The following is a 16,932-nucleotide window of genomic DNA, read 5'->3' as shown; positions in this document are numbered from 1 at the left end:
TCATCAGAGTACCGGCCGTGACGCTACGCTCCGCGCTGGCGGCCGTGCAGCCTCACGGCTCCGGCGGCGGCCCGTCGTACGCGTCGTGGTCGCCGTAGAAGTTCAGCATCGCGAACTTCAGTTTTGTCGGGTCGACATCGAGTAGTTCCTCGCGCTCCTCCGGCGGGAACGATCCGCGAACGGAGTATTTTCCCATGTCTGCCGTCGTGTAGCGGCGGTCGGCGAGGATACGGACGCCGAAGTCGTCCGGTCCGCGGACGACCCTCCCGAGGGCCTGCCGCGTCTTGCGGATCGTCGGAACTTCGACCGCGTACGTCCATCCCGGGTCGCGGCTGCGGTTGCGGTCGGAGAACGCCCTGTCGTACGCGGACTGGACCGCCTCCATCCGATCCGAGAGATGGGGGTAGGGAACGCCGACGACGATGACCGTCCGGGCGTCGTCGCCGTCGAAGCTCACGCCCTCGGCGAGCGTCCCCCAGAGCGAGGTGAAAAGCGTCGCGTTCTCGCTGTCGACGAACTGCTGGCGGAGTTGCTCTTCGTCCTCATCGGGGCCGTCAAGGTGAAGGTCACCGAGGTCCGCGGTGTCGGAGCGGTTGCCGTCGAGACGCTCGTAGTATCGCTCCGCCTCGGCGTACGTCGGGAAGAACGCGAGCGTGTTCCCCGGCGTGAATCGGATTGCGTCTCGAAGGAGGGCGGCCACGGTCGTCTGCGTCTCCGGGTCGTTGCGCTCCGAGGAGAACAGCGGCGGAACGTCGACCGCGAACGTCCGGCGGTTCGCTTCGGGATAGGCCATCCCGTACGCGATCGACGCCGCGTCGGACAGGCCAAGCACCTCCTCGGTCACGTCGAACGGGCGAAGCGTCGCGCTCATCAGCACCGAGGCGGCGACCTCGTCGAACAGTTCGGCAGTGATTCGGCGGGGAATGCACGTGTACAGTTCCGCGCAACCGTACACCTCCTCCGTCGCCCCGTCGCGGCGAACGGAGACGACGGGGTACTGGCCGAGTTCCGTCCCCTCGTCCATCCACGTCGAGACGAAGCGAGCGGCCTGAAGCGTCTGTGACTCGCTTCGCGTAGTCGTCTCGCCGTCTCGGTAGCGACGCTCGTACTCCTCGTCTATCGCCTGTCCGAGCTGGACGGCGAGTTCCGTCTCGGTATCGATCCCCGCCCCCTCGTAGCGGCGGAGGAAGGCGAGCGTGAGGTCGTCGCGGCGGTCGTCGTTCGCTATCGACACGTCCTCCCAGTTCTCGCCTATCGACTCGCGGTCGCCGAAGCCGAGCGCGTCGTCGTAGGTCTCCGCGAGCGCGTCGCGGAACGCCCGAAGCACGTTCTCGGCCGCCCCGGCACGTGAGTCGTCGCTCTCGTCGAGTTCGTCGAGAGCCGCGTCGAGGGTGTTCTCGGTCAGCGTCCGGGTGGCGTGGTCGCGGGCGGCGTCTTCGACGTTGTGCGCCTCGTCGAACACGGTCACGATCTCGGAGGGGTCGCGGTCGATCCACCGGAAGAACTGCTCTCTGATCTGGGGGTCGAGCAGGTGGTGGTAGTTACAGACGACGAGGTCGACGCCCTCCATACCCTCTTTGAGCAGCTCGTAGCCACACAGGTCTCGCTCGTCCGCGTACGCGTACACGCCCTCGGGCGTGCGAACGTCCTCGAAGAGCCACGCGAAGAAGTCGTCCGTGTCTCGCGTGAGGTTGTTTCTGTAGTGCGCACAGACGTTTGCGGTCTCGTACTCGTCGATCTCGTCTTCCAAGTCGTCGAGCGCCTCCATGACCGACTCGCGAGCCTCCGCCGCGCCCGCGTCGCCCTCGCGGCTCTCGGCCAGCAGTTCGCGTTGACGCGCCTCCAGTTCGCGAACCTCGCTTTCGGTCTCGACCAGATCGCGCGTGGTGTCTCTGAGCGTCTGACACTCCTGGTAGTCAACGTCGATGTGACACATCGAGGACTTCCCCTTGAAGACGACCGCGCGGATCGGCTCTTCGCGCGTTATCGCGCGGGCGTCCTCGACGAACTGACGCATCTGCTGGTGGACGTTGGTGGTGATGACCACCGTGCGGTCGTGCTCGCGGGCGTGGTCGAGCGCGGGCACGAGCGCGGAGAGGGTCTTTCCCGTCCCGGGCGCGCCCTCGAACAGCACGTCTTGGCCCCTGTCCAGCGCGTTGGCGACCCTGTCCATCGCCTCGCGCTGGTTCGGGTAGGGTTCCTCGTACGGGAAGAACCGCAGATGCGACGGTTCTGACACGGGACTGAGTTCGACGGCTCAAAATAAAAGGAGTCGGGTGCCGGAGCGGAAGTGGTCGCGAGGACTCGGCACGGCGCACTCGACCGATCCGCTTCGTCGATTCAGCACCCGCGCCTCTCGAAGTGGTTCGCCCTCACTACCCGGCTCTTTAACACCGAGCGGGGACCACCCGCAGTAACGAATGTTCGACGAGATCCTCGAAAAGTTCGAGGGGTCACCCAGCCAACAGGCCGTCATCCGGCTTTTCTTGGAGCGCGGCTTCTCGGTCAACGAGGAGGGGCGCGTGGTCTCCGGCGGAATCGAAATCCCCTACACCGGAATCGCGCGCGAGCTCGATGTCGACCGGCGCGTGGTCGACTCGACGACGGACGCGATCTTGGACGATCCGGAACTGAAGCGTATCTTCACCAACATCTCGTCGGTGCCGAGTCTGATGGATCTGGCACCGGTCCTCGATCTCACGGTGCTCACAATCGAGGTCGCGGCCGCCGATGAGGCCGGAATCGTCGCCGAAGTGACCGGGATCATGGCCGATCACGGCGTCTCGATCCGACAGGTGTTGAGCGAGGATCCCGAGTTCACCGACGACCCGAAGCTGTACGTCATAACCGACGCCGACCTCTCGGGCGAGCTGCTCGTCGAGATCCGCGACCTCGACTACGTCCGCCGCGTCGAGTTCTGACATCGCGATACCGTCGGTTCACCGGACCACCGGAGTACCGGGCCGCTAAAGCGCGGTCGCAGTCCGCAACCCGACCAGTTTCGCCGGGCGATCAACTCCCGCGATCGACGCGGAGGCGTTCGACGGCTGTCACACCAGGGACCGACCGTCTGACGGCGAGATTTCACTTTCACTCGGGTGTAAACCAGACTTTATACCCGATGGCGAGCAAGGGAGGGGTACATGCCTGAAGACGAACTCGAAGACCTCCCCGGCGTCGGCCCCGCGACCGCAGACAAGCTCGTCGAGAACGGATTCGAGAGCTATCAGTCGATTGCCGTCGCGAGCCCCGGCGAGATGTCCAACACCGCCGACATCGGCGAGTCGTCGGCGTCCGATATCATCAACGCCGCCCGCGACGCCGCCGACGTGGGTGGGTTCGAGACGGGCGCGAGCGTGTTGGAACGCCGACAGGAGATCGGCAAGCTCTCGTGGCAGATCGACGAAGTCGACGACCTGCTCGGCGGCGGCATCGAGACCCAATCGATCACCGAGGTGTACGGCGAGTTCGGCTCCGGGAAGTCGCAGGTCACCCACCAGATGGCGGTCAACGTGCAGCTTCCGCCGGAGAACGGCGGGCTCGACGGCGGCTGTATCTTCGTCGACTCCGAGGACACGTTCCGGCCGGAGCGGATCGACGACATGGTCCGCGGCCTCGACGACGAGATTCTCGCCGAGGAGATGGAGCGACGCGAGATCGAAGGCACGCCCGCGGACGAGGAAGCGATGGAGGAACTCATCGCGGCGTTCTTAGATCAGATCCACGTCGCGAAGGCGTTCAACTCCAACCACCAGATCCTCCTCGCAGAGAAGGCCAAGGAACTCGCGGGCGAACACGAAGAAAGCGAGTGGCCGATCCGAATCGTCTGTGTCGACTCTCTTACCGCCCATTTCCGCGCTGAGTACGTCGGTCGAGGGGAACTCGCCGAGCGCCAGCAGAAGCTCAACAAACACCTTCACGACCTGATGCGGCTCGGCGACCTGTACAACACCGCCATCCTCGTCACCAACCAGGTCGCGTCGAATCCCGACTCCTACTTCGGTGACCCGACCCAAGCCATCGGCGGAAACATCCTCGGGCACGCCTCTACATTCCGGATCTACCTCCGAAAGTCGAAGGGGAACAAGCGGATCGTCCGGCTCGTCGACGCGCCGAACCTCGCCGACGGCGAGGCGGTGATGCGCGTGCAGGGCGAAGGACTGAAGCCGGAGTAGCTGGGTCGCATCGAGAGTCAGACACAGATCGGCGAACGAAACGCCATTTTGAGAGACGGTGGACGTACTGCCGATCGGACGACCACAGGGTAGACAAACGTACACTTCTATGTCTGTTTCGTGAGACGGTCGGTATCGCCCGTCTCGGCACGTCACAAGACGAGACCGACGCACGCAGTGCCGCTCGGCGATAGATCGATGTGGCAATACTCGCCGACAGCGGCCGCGCGCGTCGTCGTGAGGCGGCAAATCGGCGAAGTCATGCATTTTAGTTGGATTTCTTACAATACATCTGTCAGCCGATCGCGCAAGAATTACCAGATAATCCCGCAACTTACGTCCTTATATACAATTGAGTCTATAGTATATTGGACAAATCTAGTGTTATCCTTCTAATTTATTTGGTGTTTCAACTCAAGCATTTATATGATTCCCTTTCCCGGGGTTGTAATGTGATTCAGCACATGAACACGAATGAAACGCGTCGCTCAACGAACGAACGGTCAGTAGAGGTGGTTGCCTCGTGACGACCGGCGTTCTCGCGAGCGTCGATCCGAGTACGTTCGCATCCGCACTGAACGGGACGTGGATCCTCGTCGTGACGTTCCTCATCTTCTTCATGCACGCCGGCTTCGCCATGCTCGAAGCGGGGCAGGTTCGCTCGAAGAACGTCGCCAACCAGCTGACGAAGAACCTCCTGACGTGGAGCGTCGGGGTGACGGTGTTCTTCCTCATCGGGACGGCGTTCACCAGCGTGATGAGCGGCTCCGGCGGTCCCGTCTCCGTGGCTGGGACGCTGTTCTCCGGCGGTGAACTTGCCGTCGAGGAGGGCGTTGTCGGCCCGTACGTCAACTGGCTCTACGGCGCTGTCTTCGCGATGACGGCGGCAACCATCGTCTCCGGCGCGGTCGCCGGTCGCGCGAAGCTGCGCGCGTACGTCACCTACACCTTCCTGCTGGCCGCAGTCATCTACCCGATGGTCATCGCGTTCACGTGGTCGGCCTCCGGTGACGGACTCGTCGCCCAGCTGACCGGAACCGCCTTCCACGACTTCGCTGGCGGCATGATCGTCCACGGTATGGGCGGTATCGCCGGGCTCACTGCCGCGGCCGTGCTCGGCCCGCGGATGGACCGCTACAGCGAGGACGGCTCGACGAACGTAATTCCCGGCCACTCGCTGACGTTCGCCGCCCTCGGGACGCTCATCCTCGCGTTCGGCTGGTACGGCTTCAACGTCGGGACAGCCTCTGTGGTTAGCGGCGGCATGTTCAACACCATGACCGTCAACCTCGTCGCGATGGGGACGACCATCGCGATGGCGTCCGGTGGGATCGGGGCCGCGCTCGTCGTGTGGCTGCGGAACGGCAAGGTCGACACGCTCTACGTCGCGAACGGCCTCCTCGCGGGGCTGGTCGGGATCACTGCTATTCCGGACACCACGGCGTGGTGGGGCGCGCTCGTCGTCGGCGGGCTCGCCGGCGCACAGCTCCCGATCGTCTTCGACTTCGTCTCGGACACGCTCAAGATCGATGATGTCTGTGCGGTGTTCCCGGTCCACGGCAGCGCCGGCGTTCTCGGAACCCTGCTGTTCCCGTTCGTGGCCGCTCCCGGACAGCTCAGTAGCGGCGTCGGGGCCCACTTCATCGCTCAGTTAGTCGGCGTCGTCATCATCGGCGGGTGGACCCTCACCGCGACCGCCGTCGTCTGGTACGTCCTCAAGCTGGTCGGCGAGGCACGCGTCACCCCGGAACACGAACAGGAGGGCCTCGACATCTCCGAACACGGCGTCGAGACCTACCCCGAATTCGGCGGCGACCGCGTGGCGACCGACGGCGGCCCCGCAGTGGTCGACACGACCGACGACTCTCCGCGCGCTGACGGCGGCGAGGAAGCCGGCACGGAGATAAAGATGGTCACGGCAGTCGTTCGGCCCGACAAGCTCGGTGCGATCAAGCAGGCACTCGCAGAGATCAACGCGCCATCGCTCACCGTCACGAACGTCTCCGGCCGTGGTAGCCAGCCCGCCAAGAAGGGACAGTGGCGCGGTGAGGAGTTCACGGTCGACCTCCACCAGAAGGTAAAAATCGACATCGTCGTCGCCGACATTCCGGCCGACGAGGTCGCAAACGCCATCGCCGACGCCGCCAAGACCGGCGAGCCCGGCGACGGAAAGGTGTTCATCATGCCCGTCGAGGACGCGTTGCAGGTCCGCACCGGCGCGACCGGTCCGGAGGCGGTGTGACGACGGCGCGGCGTTCAGTATGACGCCGGCGCGACGTTCAACGTGATTCCGTCGCAGGCGATCGATCCGACGAACTAACGTGGCTTTTTTTAATCGACCTCACGCCGACTAGCCGCGGCGACGGGTCGGCAACTACTTTCACCCTCCCGATCCAACCCCGGGGCATGAACCACGAGCGCTCACGGGAGCTGTACGACCGCGCGCTGTCGGTCTCGCCCGGTGGGGTCAACTCCTCCGTCCGCGCGACGATGCCGCACCCCTTCTTCGTCGAGCGCGGGGACGGGGGTCACGTCATCGACGCCGACGGCAACCGATACGTCGACTGGGTGATGGGCTACGGGCCGCTCCTGTACGGTCACGACCTCCCGGACCCGGTCGAATCGGCGGTGCAGTCGCACGCGGCGGCGGGACCGATGTACGGCGCGCCCACGGAAATTGAAGTGGAACACGCGGAGTTCGTGTCCCGCCACGTCCCGAGCGTCGAATCGATCCGATTCGTCAACTCGGGGACGGAGGCGACGGTCTCCGCGGTCCGGCTGGCCCGAGGGCACACCGGCCGCGACAAGATCGTCGTCATGCAGGGCGGGTACCACGGCGCACAGGAGTCGACGCTCGTCGAGGGAGGTCCCGAGAATCCGCAGCCCTCAACTGCGGGCATTCCCGAGGAGTTCGCCGAGCACACCCTCCCGATTCCGTTCAACGATCCGCAGACCGTGAAAGAGGTGTTTGCAGAGCACGGCGACGACATCGCCGCGGTGCTCGTCGAGCCGATCCTCGCGAACACGGGAATCGTGATGCCCGTCGACGGCTACCACGAGACGCTTCGAGATCTGTGTGACGACCACGGCGCGCTGCTGATCTTCGACGAGGTGATCACCGGGTTCCGCGTCGGCGGCCTCGGCTGCGCGCAGTCGAAGTTCGGCGTCACTCCCGACGTGACGACGTTCGGGAAGATCATCGGCGGCGGCTTCCCCGTCGGTGCGATCGGCGGCCGCGCGGACGTGATCGAGGGGTTCACTCCCTCGGGCGACGTGTTCCAGTCCGGCACGTTCTCCGGGCATCCGGTGACGATGGCCGCGGGAAAGGCGACACTCGAGTACGCCGCCGAGAACGACGTGTACGAGCACGTCAACCGCCTCGGCCGGAAGCTTCGGGAAGGAATTACCGACATCTGCGCCGAACGCGCGCCCGAGTATACGGTCGTCGGGACCGACTCGATGTTCAAGACGGTATTCACCCGCGAGACGCCGGTTGACGCCGAGGCCGGCTGTGCGGGCGGGTGTCGACAAGACTCTGACTGCGGGCGGTACGACGCCTGTCCGAAGACCGGAGCGGACGTGGCGGCCGCGGAGACCGACCGCTGGGAGCGGGTGTTCTGGCAGGAGATGAAAGACCGCGGCGTGTTCCTCACCGCCAACCAGTTCGAGTGTCAGTTCACCTCCTACGCGCACACGGAGGCAGACGTCGAAAAGACGCTGGACGCGTATCGTGAAGCGATCTGATCGGTCTCGTACCGTTCGTCTCGTTATATCGCACCGACTGCGGCGCTTCTGACTGTCTGTCGTTCTATATAAACACCTGTGATAATGAGCCACACACCAGCAGTATAACCGCCCCCGTGTGGCGATTTCGCACACTGCCAGCAAAAGGTTTATATAGAATCACAAACAATCAATGGGTGATTATGTCCCAGCGACAACGGATGGGTAACCAGCCGATGATCGTACTTTCCGAGGAGTCGCAGCGCACCTCCGGAAAGGACGCCCAGAACATGAACATCACGGCCGGCAAGGCGGTTGCGGAGTCCGTCCGCACGACGCTCGGTCCGAAAGGAATGGACAAGATGCTCGTCGATTCCGGCGGGTCCGTCGTCGTCACGAACGACGGCGTCACCATCCTCAAAGAGATGGATATCGACCACCCGGCGGCCAACATGATCGTCGAGGTCAGCGAGACGCAGGAAGAGGAGGTTGGCGACGGCACCACCTCCGCTGTCGTCGTCGCCGGTGAGCTTCTCGACCAGGCCGAGGAGCTCCTCGACCAAGATATCCACGCGACCACGCTCGCACAGGGGTACCGCCAAGCCGCCGAAAAGGCCAAGGAAATCCTCGACGAGGAAGCCATCGATGTCGACGAGGACGACTACGACACGCTCGTCGAGATCGCCGAGACAGCGATGACGGGTAAGGGCGCAGAGAACTCCAAGGACCTGCTCGCCGAACTCGTCGTTGACGCCGTGCTGGCAGTTCAGGACGACGACGACATCGACACGGAGAACGTCTCCGTCGAGAAGGTCGTCGGCAGTTCCATCGACGAGTCGGAGCTCGTCGAGGGCGTCATCGTCGACAAAGAGCGCGTCGACGAGAACATGCCCTTCGCGGTCGAGGACGCCGACGTCGCGCTGTTCGACGGCGCTATCGAAGTGAAGGAGACGGAGATCGACGCCGAGGTCAACGTCACCGACCCCGACCAGCTCCAGCAGTTCCTCGATCAAGAGGAAGAGCAGCTCCGCGAGATGGTCGACCACCTCGTCGACATCGGCGCTGACGTCGTCTTCGTCGGCGACGGCATCGACGACATGGCCCAGCACTACCTCGCACAGGAGGGAATCTTGGCTGTCCGCCGCGCGAAGTCCGGCGACCTCAAACGCCTCGCTCGCGCGACCGGCGGCCGCGTCGTCTCCAACCTCGACGACATCGAGTCCGACGATCTCGGATTCGCCGGCTCCGTCGCCCAGAAGGACATCGGCGGCGACGAGCGCATCTTCGTCGAGGACGTCGAGGAGGCCAAGTCCGTCACTCTCATCCTCCGCGGCGGCACCGAGCACGTCGTCGACGAGGTCGAGCGCGCCATCGACGACTCGCTCGGCGTCGTCCGCACGACCCTGCTCGAAGGGAAGGTGCTGCCCGGCGGCGGCGCAAGCGAGGCCGAACTCGCGCTGCAGCTCCGCGACTTCGCCGACTCCGTCGGCGGCCGCGAGCAGCTCGCCGTCGAGGCGTTCGCCGACGCGCTGGAGGTCATCCCGCGCACGCTCGCCGAGAACGCGGGCCTCGACCCCATCGACTCGCTCGTCGACCTGCGCGCCCGCCACGACGGCGGCGAGTTCGGCGCAGGTCTCGACGCCTACACGGGCGACGTGATCAACATGGAGGCCGAGGGCGTCGTGGAGCCGCTCCGCGTCAAGACCCAGGCCATCGAGTCCGCCACCGAGGCGGCCGTCATGATCCTCCGCATCGACGACGTCATCGCGGCCGGCGACCTCAAGGGCGGCGGCTCCGACGACGACGACGAGCCCGCTGGCGGTCCCGGTGGTGCCGGCGGCATGGGCGGTATGGGCGGCATGGGCGGTATGGGCGGTGCGATGTAAACTCCGCGTAGGAGATACACCCTACTCACGCCGACCGCAATCGCTTCGCTGGACCGACCCGCCGACCGACCGTCGCGCGCCCCTTCCGGGCCTCGACGACACGCGATTTTTATCGACGACCGACGCAGATCGCTTACCCCTCGGTCCGTCGCTCGACGGACGAGCGGTCGATTCGTCGACACGACGATAACACCAACGTCACCCCCTGACACGGGTGTTCGCGAGCCGTTAAGTGTCGTCCGCGCCTCCGATCGATCACGAGACGGGACCGCCGCCGGCGCGCCTGACGCGGCGGCGACCCGTTTGATTTCCATACAATGTCACAGCAGAAAGCGGACTACGCGGACGACGCCGAGATCGACGAGACGCTGGACCAGACGGCCGACGACGCGACCGTCGAGGAGACCGTCGCGAACCTCGAAGAGCGCGGCTTCGACGTGATCGTCGTCGACGACGCCGACGAGGCGCTCGACGCGGTCCAGTCGCAGATCCCCGCGGGCGCGTCCGTGATGAACGGCCACTCGACGACCCTCGAGGAGATCGGCTTCGACGAGTTCCTCAGCGAGGGCGACCACGAGTGGGAGAGCCTCCCGGACGAGATCTGGAGCATCGACGACGACGCCGAGCGACAGACCGCACGGCGCGAGTCGCAGACGGCCGACTACTTCCTCGGCGGGATCAACGCGATCGCCGAGACGGGCGAACTGGTTGCCGCCGACCTCTCCGGCAGCCGGATCGGGGCGTACCCGTTCGCCGCCGGTAACGTCGTCATCGTCAGCGGCACGAACAAGATTGTCCCGACGCTTTCAGACGCGTTCGACCGGCTGGAGTCGGTCGCGTACCCGCTCGAAAACGAGCGTGCACAGGAGGCGTACGGCGTCGAGTCGGCGATCGCCAAACAGCTCGTCTATCGTCGTGAGACGGAGGAGGGACGTACGACGGTCGTCCTCGTTCGCGATCGATTTGGGTACTGACTGTTTCGGCTGCCGACTGTTCCGCACTGACTCCGTCCTACTGCGGCGCGTTGAAACTCACGTCGTCGTCGAGTTCGTTCGACATCCGTTCGAGGTACGAGTACACCGCACCGTGGGGCGCGCCGTCGAGCAGCATCCCGACCGCGCGGCGGACGACCTCTAACTCTTCGGGCTGGCCGACCGCGCCGACGGTGGTGCCGTAGACGACGACGTTCGCGCCGGACAGTTCTTCCAGCAGTTCTCTGGTCCGTCCGTTCTCGCCGATTATCCGGCCCTTCTGGCGCTGGAGGTCGTTGTCGTTGCGCGTGTGCTCGGACAGGTCGATCAGATCGAGCGTGCGAAGGTCGTGGTCGAGGATCGACAGCGCCGTCTCCGGCTTGAAGCCGCGGCCGATCGCCTTGATCACGTCGGGCGCGATCATCGCGGCGACCGGGTCGTTTCGCTCCTCGATGGCGACGCTTCCCGACTCGGAGTCGACGTCGAGGCGCACGTTCGCCCGCTCTTCTATCTCCCGCATCGTCTCGCCACCGGCACCGATGACGACGCCGATCCGGTCCTGCGGAACCGTCACGTGTTGCATGCAGATGGATATCCGGCCAAGCCTTTTAAACGTGTTCCGCGAGCCGCGGTGTGTGTCCAGATACCGGGCGTGTGCGGCCGGCTAGCGTGGATTCTCGGGTGGCCGGAGAGGGCCGATCACGTCGACCATGACACCGATCGATCGGCAACGCGATATCCCTGTGCCGAGAGGATCGCATCGAAGTACCGCTCCGCGACCAGCGCCTGTGGGACCGACCGCAGGTCGAACCGCCGGTCGGTCGTCAGATCCACGTCAACGACCGTCCCGAAGTCGGACTCCCGTATCGTCACCCGATACGTGCCCCACGGTCGCCCGCCGGCCGTGGCGCTCACCTCGAGGGTTTCGACTACGTCGGCGTCTGTGGCCGGTCCCGCGCCGCCCGTGGCCGCTCTGTCGTCGCCTTCGCGTCTCAGCGATCGAACCTCAAGGGTCATCGACACCGATTGCAGTCCGAACAGATAAGAGAACGCGTAGGTCGCGCGGGTCGTCGCGGGAGAGCCGGATTCCTCGGCATCGACATCCTCACCACCGAGTTCGATCGTATCCGCGACCGCCCACTGGAAAGCGAGGATCGGTGGGGTGCCGCACCGAAACGCGTCCACGACTGCCGCCGGCTCGGAGTCGGTTATCAGTCGCGTATGCCCGTTTCGGGTCACGAGCGGTATACGAGCGAGAACGACTATGCCGACCGCGACTAGCGCGGCCGGAAAGAGGTCAAGCGTGCGGATCGCTGTCAGAACGACCGCGACGACGAGGAGGGCAACGAGCCAACTGGCCGTGCGTTCAACCCGGCGGTATCGCCGGGCGACGGATGCTATCTCAGTGGATACCGCCGCAGAATTGTTCAAGGAGGGCATGGGGACACGTCAACCGGGACCCAAATCAGTGTGTCCGTTCGCCAGTTCACTTGGTCTGCCCGGTTTCTCGTGTGGCACGTCGTTCGGCTTTCGGTTACTCGCTCGGATCGGGCTCCGGTTCGGTCACGTACGCGCGGAGGTCAGCGGGGTCGACATCGATCCCCTGTCTGGTGAAAAAGGCCGCCACGTTCTCGCAGTCGCGGTCGAGAAACTCGCCGGCGTTCGGGTGGTGGACCGTCACCGCCTGTCCCATGTCGATGACCACCAGTTCGCCCTCGTGGATGATCATGTTGTACTCGGAGAGGTCGCCGTGGATCAGTCCGGCGCGGTAGAGCCGTCGCATGTACTCGCGGACGACCTCGTAGGCGGTCTCGGGGTTCTCGACTTCGACCTCCGAGAGCCGGCGAGCGCGGTCGTCGGCGTGGCCGACCAGTTCCATCACGAGGACGTTCCGCTGGACGGCGATCGGCTCGGGGACCCGCACTCCCGCGGTGCGCGCGCGTTTGAGATTGGCGAACTCCTTGCGGGTCCACGCCAGCACGACCGCCTTCTTGTCGTTCGCGATTCCCTCGAACCGCGGGTCGCCCTCCAGGTACTCGCGCATCTGCCGGAAGTTCGAGGAGTTGATCCGATACACCTTCACGGCGACTTCGCGCTCCGGGTGAACACCTTCGGGGCCGCCGCCGGCCGCAGCCGACCCCGGCTCCGGGCGCTCGCCCGCCTGCCCCCCGAGCGCCTCGAAGACGCTCGCCTCCTTGCCGGTCGACACCGGACCACCGAAGGCGTCGACGTAGCCGTCTTGGACGAGCTTGTAGACGGCTGCGAGCGTCGCGTCGTCGAACACCGACTCTTGGAGCTTGAACTGCTCCGTGTCCTTGATCCGCTTACGGAACTCGTCGAACTCGCGGTCCTGCCGGCGCGCGATCCGGTCGGCCTCGGTGTCGGAGACATCGAGCTGTTCCCACTCGTCGCCGGGATCGTCAGCGGGCTCCAGCAGACCGAAGTCCTCGCTCATTCGCGTGGGAGTTCGCCGCCGCGAGGGATAAGCGAGGGGGTCCGGCGTCGCGTCTCGCCGGGTGTCGCCCCGTGCGCGGGGTCACAACACGTCGAGTGCGTCCTCGACGGGCATGTGCCCGTCGCGAACGGCCTCTAAGATCTCGCGTCGCTGCTCGGTTTCTGCGTCGTCGTTTCCGCCGCTCCCATCCGCGCCGCTTCCGCCCGCGCCGGACCCGACTTCGTCGAGCGTCACCTTCTGAGTCTCGCCGGCGAATTCAGCGAAGTCGGTGCCGTCCGCGAGCGCCGTCTCCTTTTTGACGCGATACGAGCCGGCGTCGGTCGTGTACAGGTCGCCGGGATGGAAGAAGTACCAGTCCTCGCGGTCGAACCGGACCGCGATACGCGCTTTCGCGCCGAAGTTCCGAGCGAAAAACAGCAGCGCCTCGACCTCTTCACCCGTGAGATATATCGGGTCGCCTGCGCTTGATTTCGCTTCGATTGCGTAGAACGTCTCGCCGTCGCCGGCGAGCACGTCCGGAAGCTCCCGCTCCGTCGACGAGCCGCTCGCCGGAGCACGCATCACGGCGAATCCCGACTCGTCCAGTGCGTTCACCAGTTCTCGCTCGCGCCGGTCGCCCTTCCGGTTAGCGGACACGGTCGTCGTCCCCCGGTTCGGTCATAGACGCTGTAAGCGAGAGGCGTTCAAAAGCGCGGCGGGTCGACGTGTCGTCGAGACCGCTCTCGATCCGATTTCACCGGCCAATTTCCGTCTCGATTCACCGCAGCCGTTCCGCGTGTTGGGTGACGACGCGACCCAGCGTCTCCGTGCGCCGCCGGATGTCGTCGTCTGTGATCCGGTATCTGGTGTTTTCTCCCGTCTCGACGACCGACGAGGCGTTCTGAATACCTACTTCGTCGGGAACCGTCCACGCGTGGACGTTCCGAAACGTCGACCGGAGGTGTTCGAGCGTCCCGCCATAGGAACCGCCGCCAGCGGTCGCGAGCAGTCCCACGGCCGTGTTCTCGTACTCCGCCGAGCCGCAGAAGTCGTGGAAGTTCTTGAACGTCGACGAGAAGGAGCCGCGGTAGACTGGAGTGCCCGCGAGTACGCCGTCGGCCTCGCGCACGCGCCGTTTCAGTGCCTCGCTGTCACCTTGGCCGTCCTCGTCGGGGTGATACAGCGGGAGATCGACCGTGCCGAGGTCGATCATATCTGTCTCCGCGCCGGCGTCGTCCGCGGCGTCGAGGGCAATACGAAGTGCCGCTCGCGTCGTGCTCGCCGCTCGTCGGCTGCCGGACACCGCGACGATTCGAGTCATACGTCGGCTTCGAGCCGGGAAGACAAAAACGAGGGCGGTCGCCGGCGGTGACACCGAGCCTTATTGTCTCCGCCCACGACGTGACGCACATGGATCAGATTGCCTTCGGAACGGACGGGTGGCGGGCCACCCTCGACGTCTTCACCGACGAACGGGTGCGGATCGTCGGACAGGCGGTCGCCGACCATCTGGCGGCGGCAGGCCACGACGAACCGGTCGCGGTCGGCTACGACGCTCGGGAGACCTCCGAGGGATTCGCCGAGAGCCTCGCAGAGGTGCTCGCGGGCAACGGCTTCGACGTGCTTCTCCCCGAACGCGACGTGCCGACGCCCGTCATCGCGCACGCCATTGTCGACCGCGGGCTCGCCGGAGCGTGCATGGTCACCGCCTCGCACAACCCACCCGAGTACAACGGCGTGAAGTTCATCCCGCACGACGGCGCGCCCGCACTTCCAGACGTGACCGAGGACGTGGTCGCCCGTCTCGCGGAGCCGGATCTGCTCCCCGAAAGCGAGCGCGGCGAGATCTCGCGTGTCGACCTCGTGCGCAGCCACGCCGAGTCGGCCCGAGCGGTGGTTGGCGGCGTCGCCGGTGAGGGAGAGGGAGCCGACCTCTCCGGGCTCACGGTCGCGTACGACGCCATGCATGGGAGCGGACGCGGCGTCACGGACGCCTTGATCGAATCCGCCGGGGCCGAGGTGGTCCGGCTGCGTTGTGAGCGCGACGTGACGTTCGGCGGCGATTCGCCGGAGCCGTCGGCCAAACACCTCGGCGAGCTGGTCGACCGCGTCACCGACCCCGAGAGCGACATCGATCTGGGAATCGCCAATGACGGCGACGCCGACCGGATCGCGGTCGTCACGGCGGATCGCGGCGTGCTCGACGCCAACCTGTTTTACGCCGCCTGCTACGACCGGCTGCTCGAAACCGACGCCGGCCCCGCGGTCCGGACCGTCTCGACGACGTTCCTCGTTGACCGGATCGCGGAGGCGCACGGCGAGGAGGTGTACGAGACGCCGGTCGGCTTCAAGTGGGTCGCCGAGGCGATGGGCAACCACGACGCGCTGTTCGGCGGCGAGGAGTCGGGAGGGTTCACCCTCCGCGGACACGTCCGGGAGAAGGACGGCGTGTTGATGGCGCTGCTCGCCGGGAGCGCTCACGCCGCGGAGCCGTTCGACGACCGAGTCGACCGACTGCTCGACGAACACGGCCACATCGCGGCCGGAAAGGTATCGCTCGACTGTCCGGACGACCGCAAGGAGGACGTCCTCGCCGATCTGGAAGACCACATCCCGCCGTCGGTGTGCGGCCACGGGGTCGCAGAGGTGGTCACCCTCGACGGATTCAAACTCCTCTTGGAGAACGGGTCGTGGCTCCTCGTCCGCCCTTCGGGCACCGAGCCGAAACTCCGCGTGTACGCCGAAGCCGACAGCGACGAGGCGGTGGCAGTCCTCCTCGACGAGGGGCGTGACATCGTCGAGCCGCTGATCTAGGGTCGAATCGCCGCCGTCAGCAGCCCGATCCAGATACCGCTGTCGGCCGGCTGATTCGGTCGGTTCGAACGCTCCCGTCCCGCTCCGATCGGGTGCCTTTTTAGGTGATACCGCCCTAGCTGAACGTATATGTTCAAGGCCATCGTGGGCGCGTCGACGTTTCAGGACGCGCTCGACTCGGTGAGCGTGTTGGTCGACGAGTGCAAGATCCGCCTGAACGAGGAGGAGTTCTCGATCCGGGCGGTCGATCCCGCCAACGTCGGGATGGTCGATCTCACTCTCGAAGCAGCCGCGTTCGAATCCTACGAGGCCGACGGCGGCGTCATCGGCGTCAACCTCGCCCGGCTCGAAGACATCGCCGGCATGGCCAACTCCGGCGATCTGATCCACCTCGAACTCGACGAGGAGACCCGAAAGCTCCACATCGAGATCGACGGGCTGAGCTACACCCTCGCGCTCATAGACCCCGACTCGATCCGGCAGGAGCCGGACATCCCTGACCTCGATTTGGCCGCCGAAATCGTTGTCGAGGGCGCACAGATCGGTCGCGGCATCACCGCCGCCGACATGGTCTCCGACCACATCCGCCTCCGCGTCGACGAGGGCGATGAGGCCTTCTACATCGAAGCGGAGGGCGACACCGACGACGTCGACTTGAAACTCACCCGCGAGGACCTCATCGCGCTCACCGCCGGCCCCGCGGACTCGCTCTTCAGTCTGGACTACCTCAAGGACATGAACAAGGCGATTCCCTCCGACGCCGAGGTCACCGTCGAACTCGGCGAGGAGTTCCCCGTCAAGCTCCACTACGGCTTCGCCGAGGGGCTCGGCAACGTGACGTTCATGCTCGCACCGCGGATCCAGAGCGACTGAGCCGACCGAGTTGCTCCGCTCTGCATCCCCGACCGCGCCCGTAAAATAGACACAGA

Annotated in this window: 14 protein-coding genes; 8 read left to right on the top strand and 6 right to left on the bottom strand. The window is 65.4% G+C overall.

What is annotated here, in order from left to right; all coding sequences use genetic code 11:
• Nucleotides 1-52: 52 nt before the first annotated feature.
• Nucleotides 53-2,239, bottom strand: a complete 2,187-nt coding sequence (locus tag NO887_RS15465; RefSeq protein ID WP_256419105.1) for an ATP-dependent DNA helicase — start codon at nucleotides 2,237-2,239, stop codon at nucleotides 53-55.
• Between the two features lie 181 nt (nucleotides 2,240-2,420).
• On the opposite strand from NO887_RS15465, the gene trpY reads away from it, so the two are divergent.
• The 6 genes from trpY to NO887_RS15435 all read left to right on the top strand — a co-directional run bounded on the left by trpY (nucleotide 2,421) and on the right by NO887_RS15435 (nucleotide 10,758).
• Complete coding sequence (gene trpY, locus NO887_RS15460) at nucleotides 2,421-2,921, top strand: TrpY family transcription regulator (protein ID WP_256419104.1); 501 nt, start codon at nucleotides 2,421-2,423, stop codon at nucleotides 2,919-2,921.
• Between the two features lie 222 nt (nucleotides 2,922-3,143).
• Entirely contained in the window at nucleotides 3,144-4,175 is a 1,032-nt protein-coding gene (radA, locus tag NO887_RS15455; RefSeq protein ID WP_256419103.1) for a DNA repair and recombination protein RadA, read from the top strand.
• A gap of 523 nt (nucleotides 4,176-4,698) precedes the next feature.
• Nucleotides 4,699-6,417 carry an ammonium transporter gene (locus NO887_RS15450; protein ID WP_256419102.1) on the top strand — a complete coding sequence of 573 codons (1,719 nt, stop codon included), beginning with the start codon at nucleotides 4,699-4,701 and terminating at the stop codon, nucleotides 6,415-6,417.
• A gap of 164 nt (nucleotides 6,418-6,581) precedes the next feature.
• Nucleotides 6,582-7,919: a glutamate-1-semialdehyde 2,1-aminomutase gene (gene hemL, locus NO887_RS15445; protein WP_256419101.1), complete on the top strand. Its 1,338-nt coding sequence runs from the start codon at nucleotides 6,582-6,584 to the stop codon at nucleotides 7,917-7,919.
• 215 nt (nucleotides 7,920-8,134) lie between these two features.
• Nucleotides 8,135-9,784 carry a thermosome subunit alpha gene (thsA, locus tag NO887_RS15440; RefSeq protein WP_256419137.1) on the top strand — a complete coding sequence of 550 codons (1,650 nt, stop codon included), beginning with the start codon at nucleotides 8,135-8,137 and terminating at the stop codon, nucleotides 9,782-9,784.
• 317 nt (nucleotides 9,785-10,101) lie between these two features.
• Nucleotides 10,102-10,758 carry a lactate utilization protein gene (locus NO887_RS15435; RefSeq protein ID WP_256419100.1) on the top strand — a complete coding sequence of 219 codons (657 nt, stop codon included), beginning with the start codon at nucleotides 10,102-10,104 and terminating at the stop codon, nucleotides 10,756-10,758.
• Between the two features lie 37 nt (nucleotides 10,759-10,795).
• Here NO887_RS15435 and NO887_RS15430 read toward each other — a convergent pair whose 3' ends face one another.
• The 5 genes from NO887_RS15430 to NO887_RS15410 all read right to left on the bottom strand — a co-directional run bounded on the left by NO887_RS15430 (nucleotide 10,796) and on the right by NO887_RS15410 (nucleotide 14,510).
• Nucleotides 10,796-11,338 (bottom strand): KH domain-containing protein, encoded by a 543-nt coding sequence (locus NO887_RS15430; protein WP_256419099.1) that lies wholly within the window; start codon nucleotides 11,336-11,338, stop codon nucleotides 10,796-10,798.
• Between the two features lie 116 nt (nucleotides 11,339-11,454).
• Nucleotides 11,455-12,195, bottom strand: a complete 741-nt coding sequence (locus NO887_RS15425) for a hypothetical protein (RefSeq protein ID WP_256419098.1) — start codon at nucleotides 12,193-12,195, stop codon at nucleotides 11,455-11,457.
• 94 nt (nucleotides 12,196-12,289) lie between these two features.
• A complete protein-coding gene (gene rio1 / locus NO887_RS15420) occupies nucleotides 12,290-13,210 on the bottom strand; it encodes a serine/threonine-protein kinase Rio1 (RefSeq protein ID WP_256419097.1) in 921 nt (306 codons plus the stop codon).
• Between the two features lie 81 nt (nucleotides 13,211-13,291).
• Entirely contained in the window at nucleotides 13,292-13,846 is a 555-nt protein-coding gene (gene hjc, locus NO887_RS15415; protein ID WP_256419096.1) for a Holliday junction resolvase Hjc, read from the bottom strand.
• A gap of 121 nt (nucleotides 13,847-13,967) precedes the next feature.
• Entirely contained in the window at nucleotides 13,968-14,510 is a 543-nt protein-coding gene (locus tag NO887_RS15410) for an NADPH-dependent FMN reductase (protein WP_256419095.1), read from the bottom strand.
• Between the two features lie 89 nt (nucleotides 14,511-14,599).
• Here NO887_RS15410 and NO887_RS15405 point away from each other — a divergent pair, with 89 nt between their 5' ends.
• Nucleotides 14,600-16,003, top strand: coding sequence for a phosphoglucomutase/phosphomannomutase family protein (locus NO887_RS15405; RefSeq protein WP_256419094.1), 1,404 nt, complete (start codon nucleotides 14,600-14,602; stop codon nucleotides 16,001-16,003).
• 129 nt (nucleotides 16,004-16,132) lie between these two features.
• The gene (locus NO887_RS15400) at nucleotides 16,133-16,876 is read left to right on the top strand and encodes a DNA polymerase sliding clamp (RefSeq protein WP_256419093.1); all 744 of its coding nucleotides are present in this window, start codon (nucleotides 16,133-16,135) and stop codon (nucleotides 16,874-16,876) included.
• Nucleotides 16,877-16,932: the final 56 nt, after the last annotated feature.

The sequence above is a fragment of the Halorubrum laminariae genome (genome assembly GCF_024494655.1).
In the GTDB taxonomy this organism is placed as follows: domain Archaea; phylum Halobacteriota; class Halobacteria; order Halobacteriales; family Haloferacaceae; genus Halorubrum; species Halorubrum laminariae.
The sequence above is the reverse complement of the archived record's forward strand: the minus strand, read 5'-3'. Positions and strand labels throughout refer to the sequence as shown.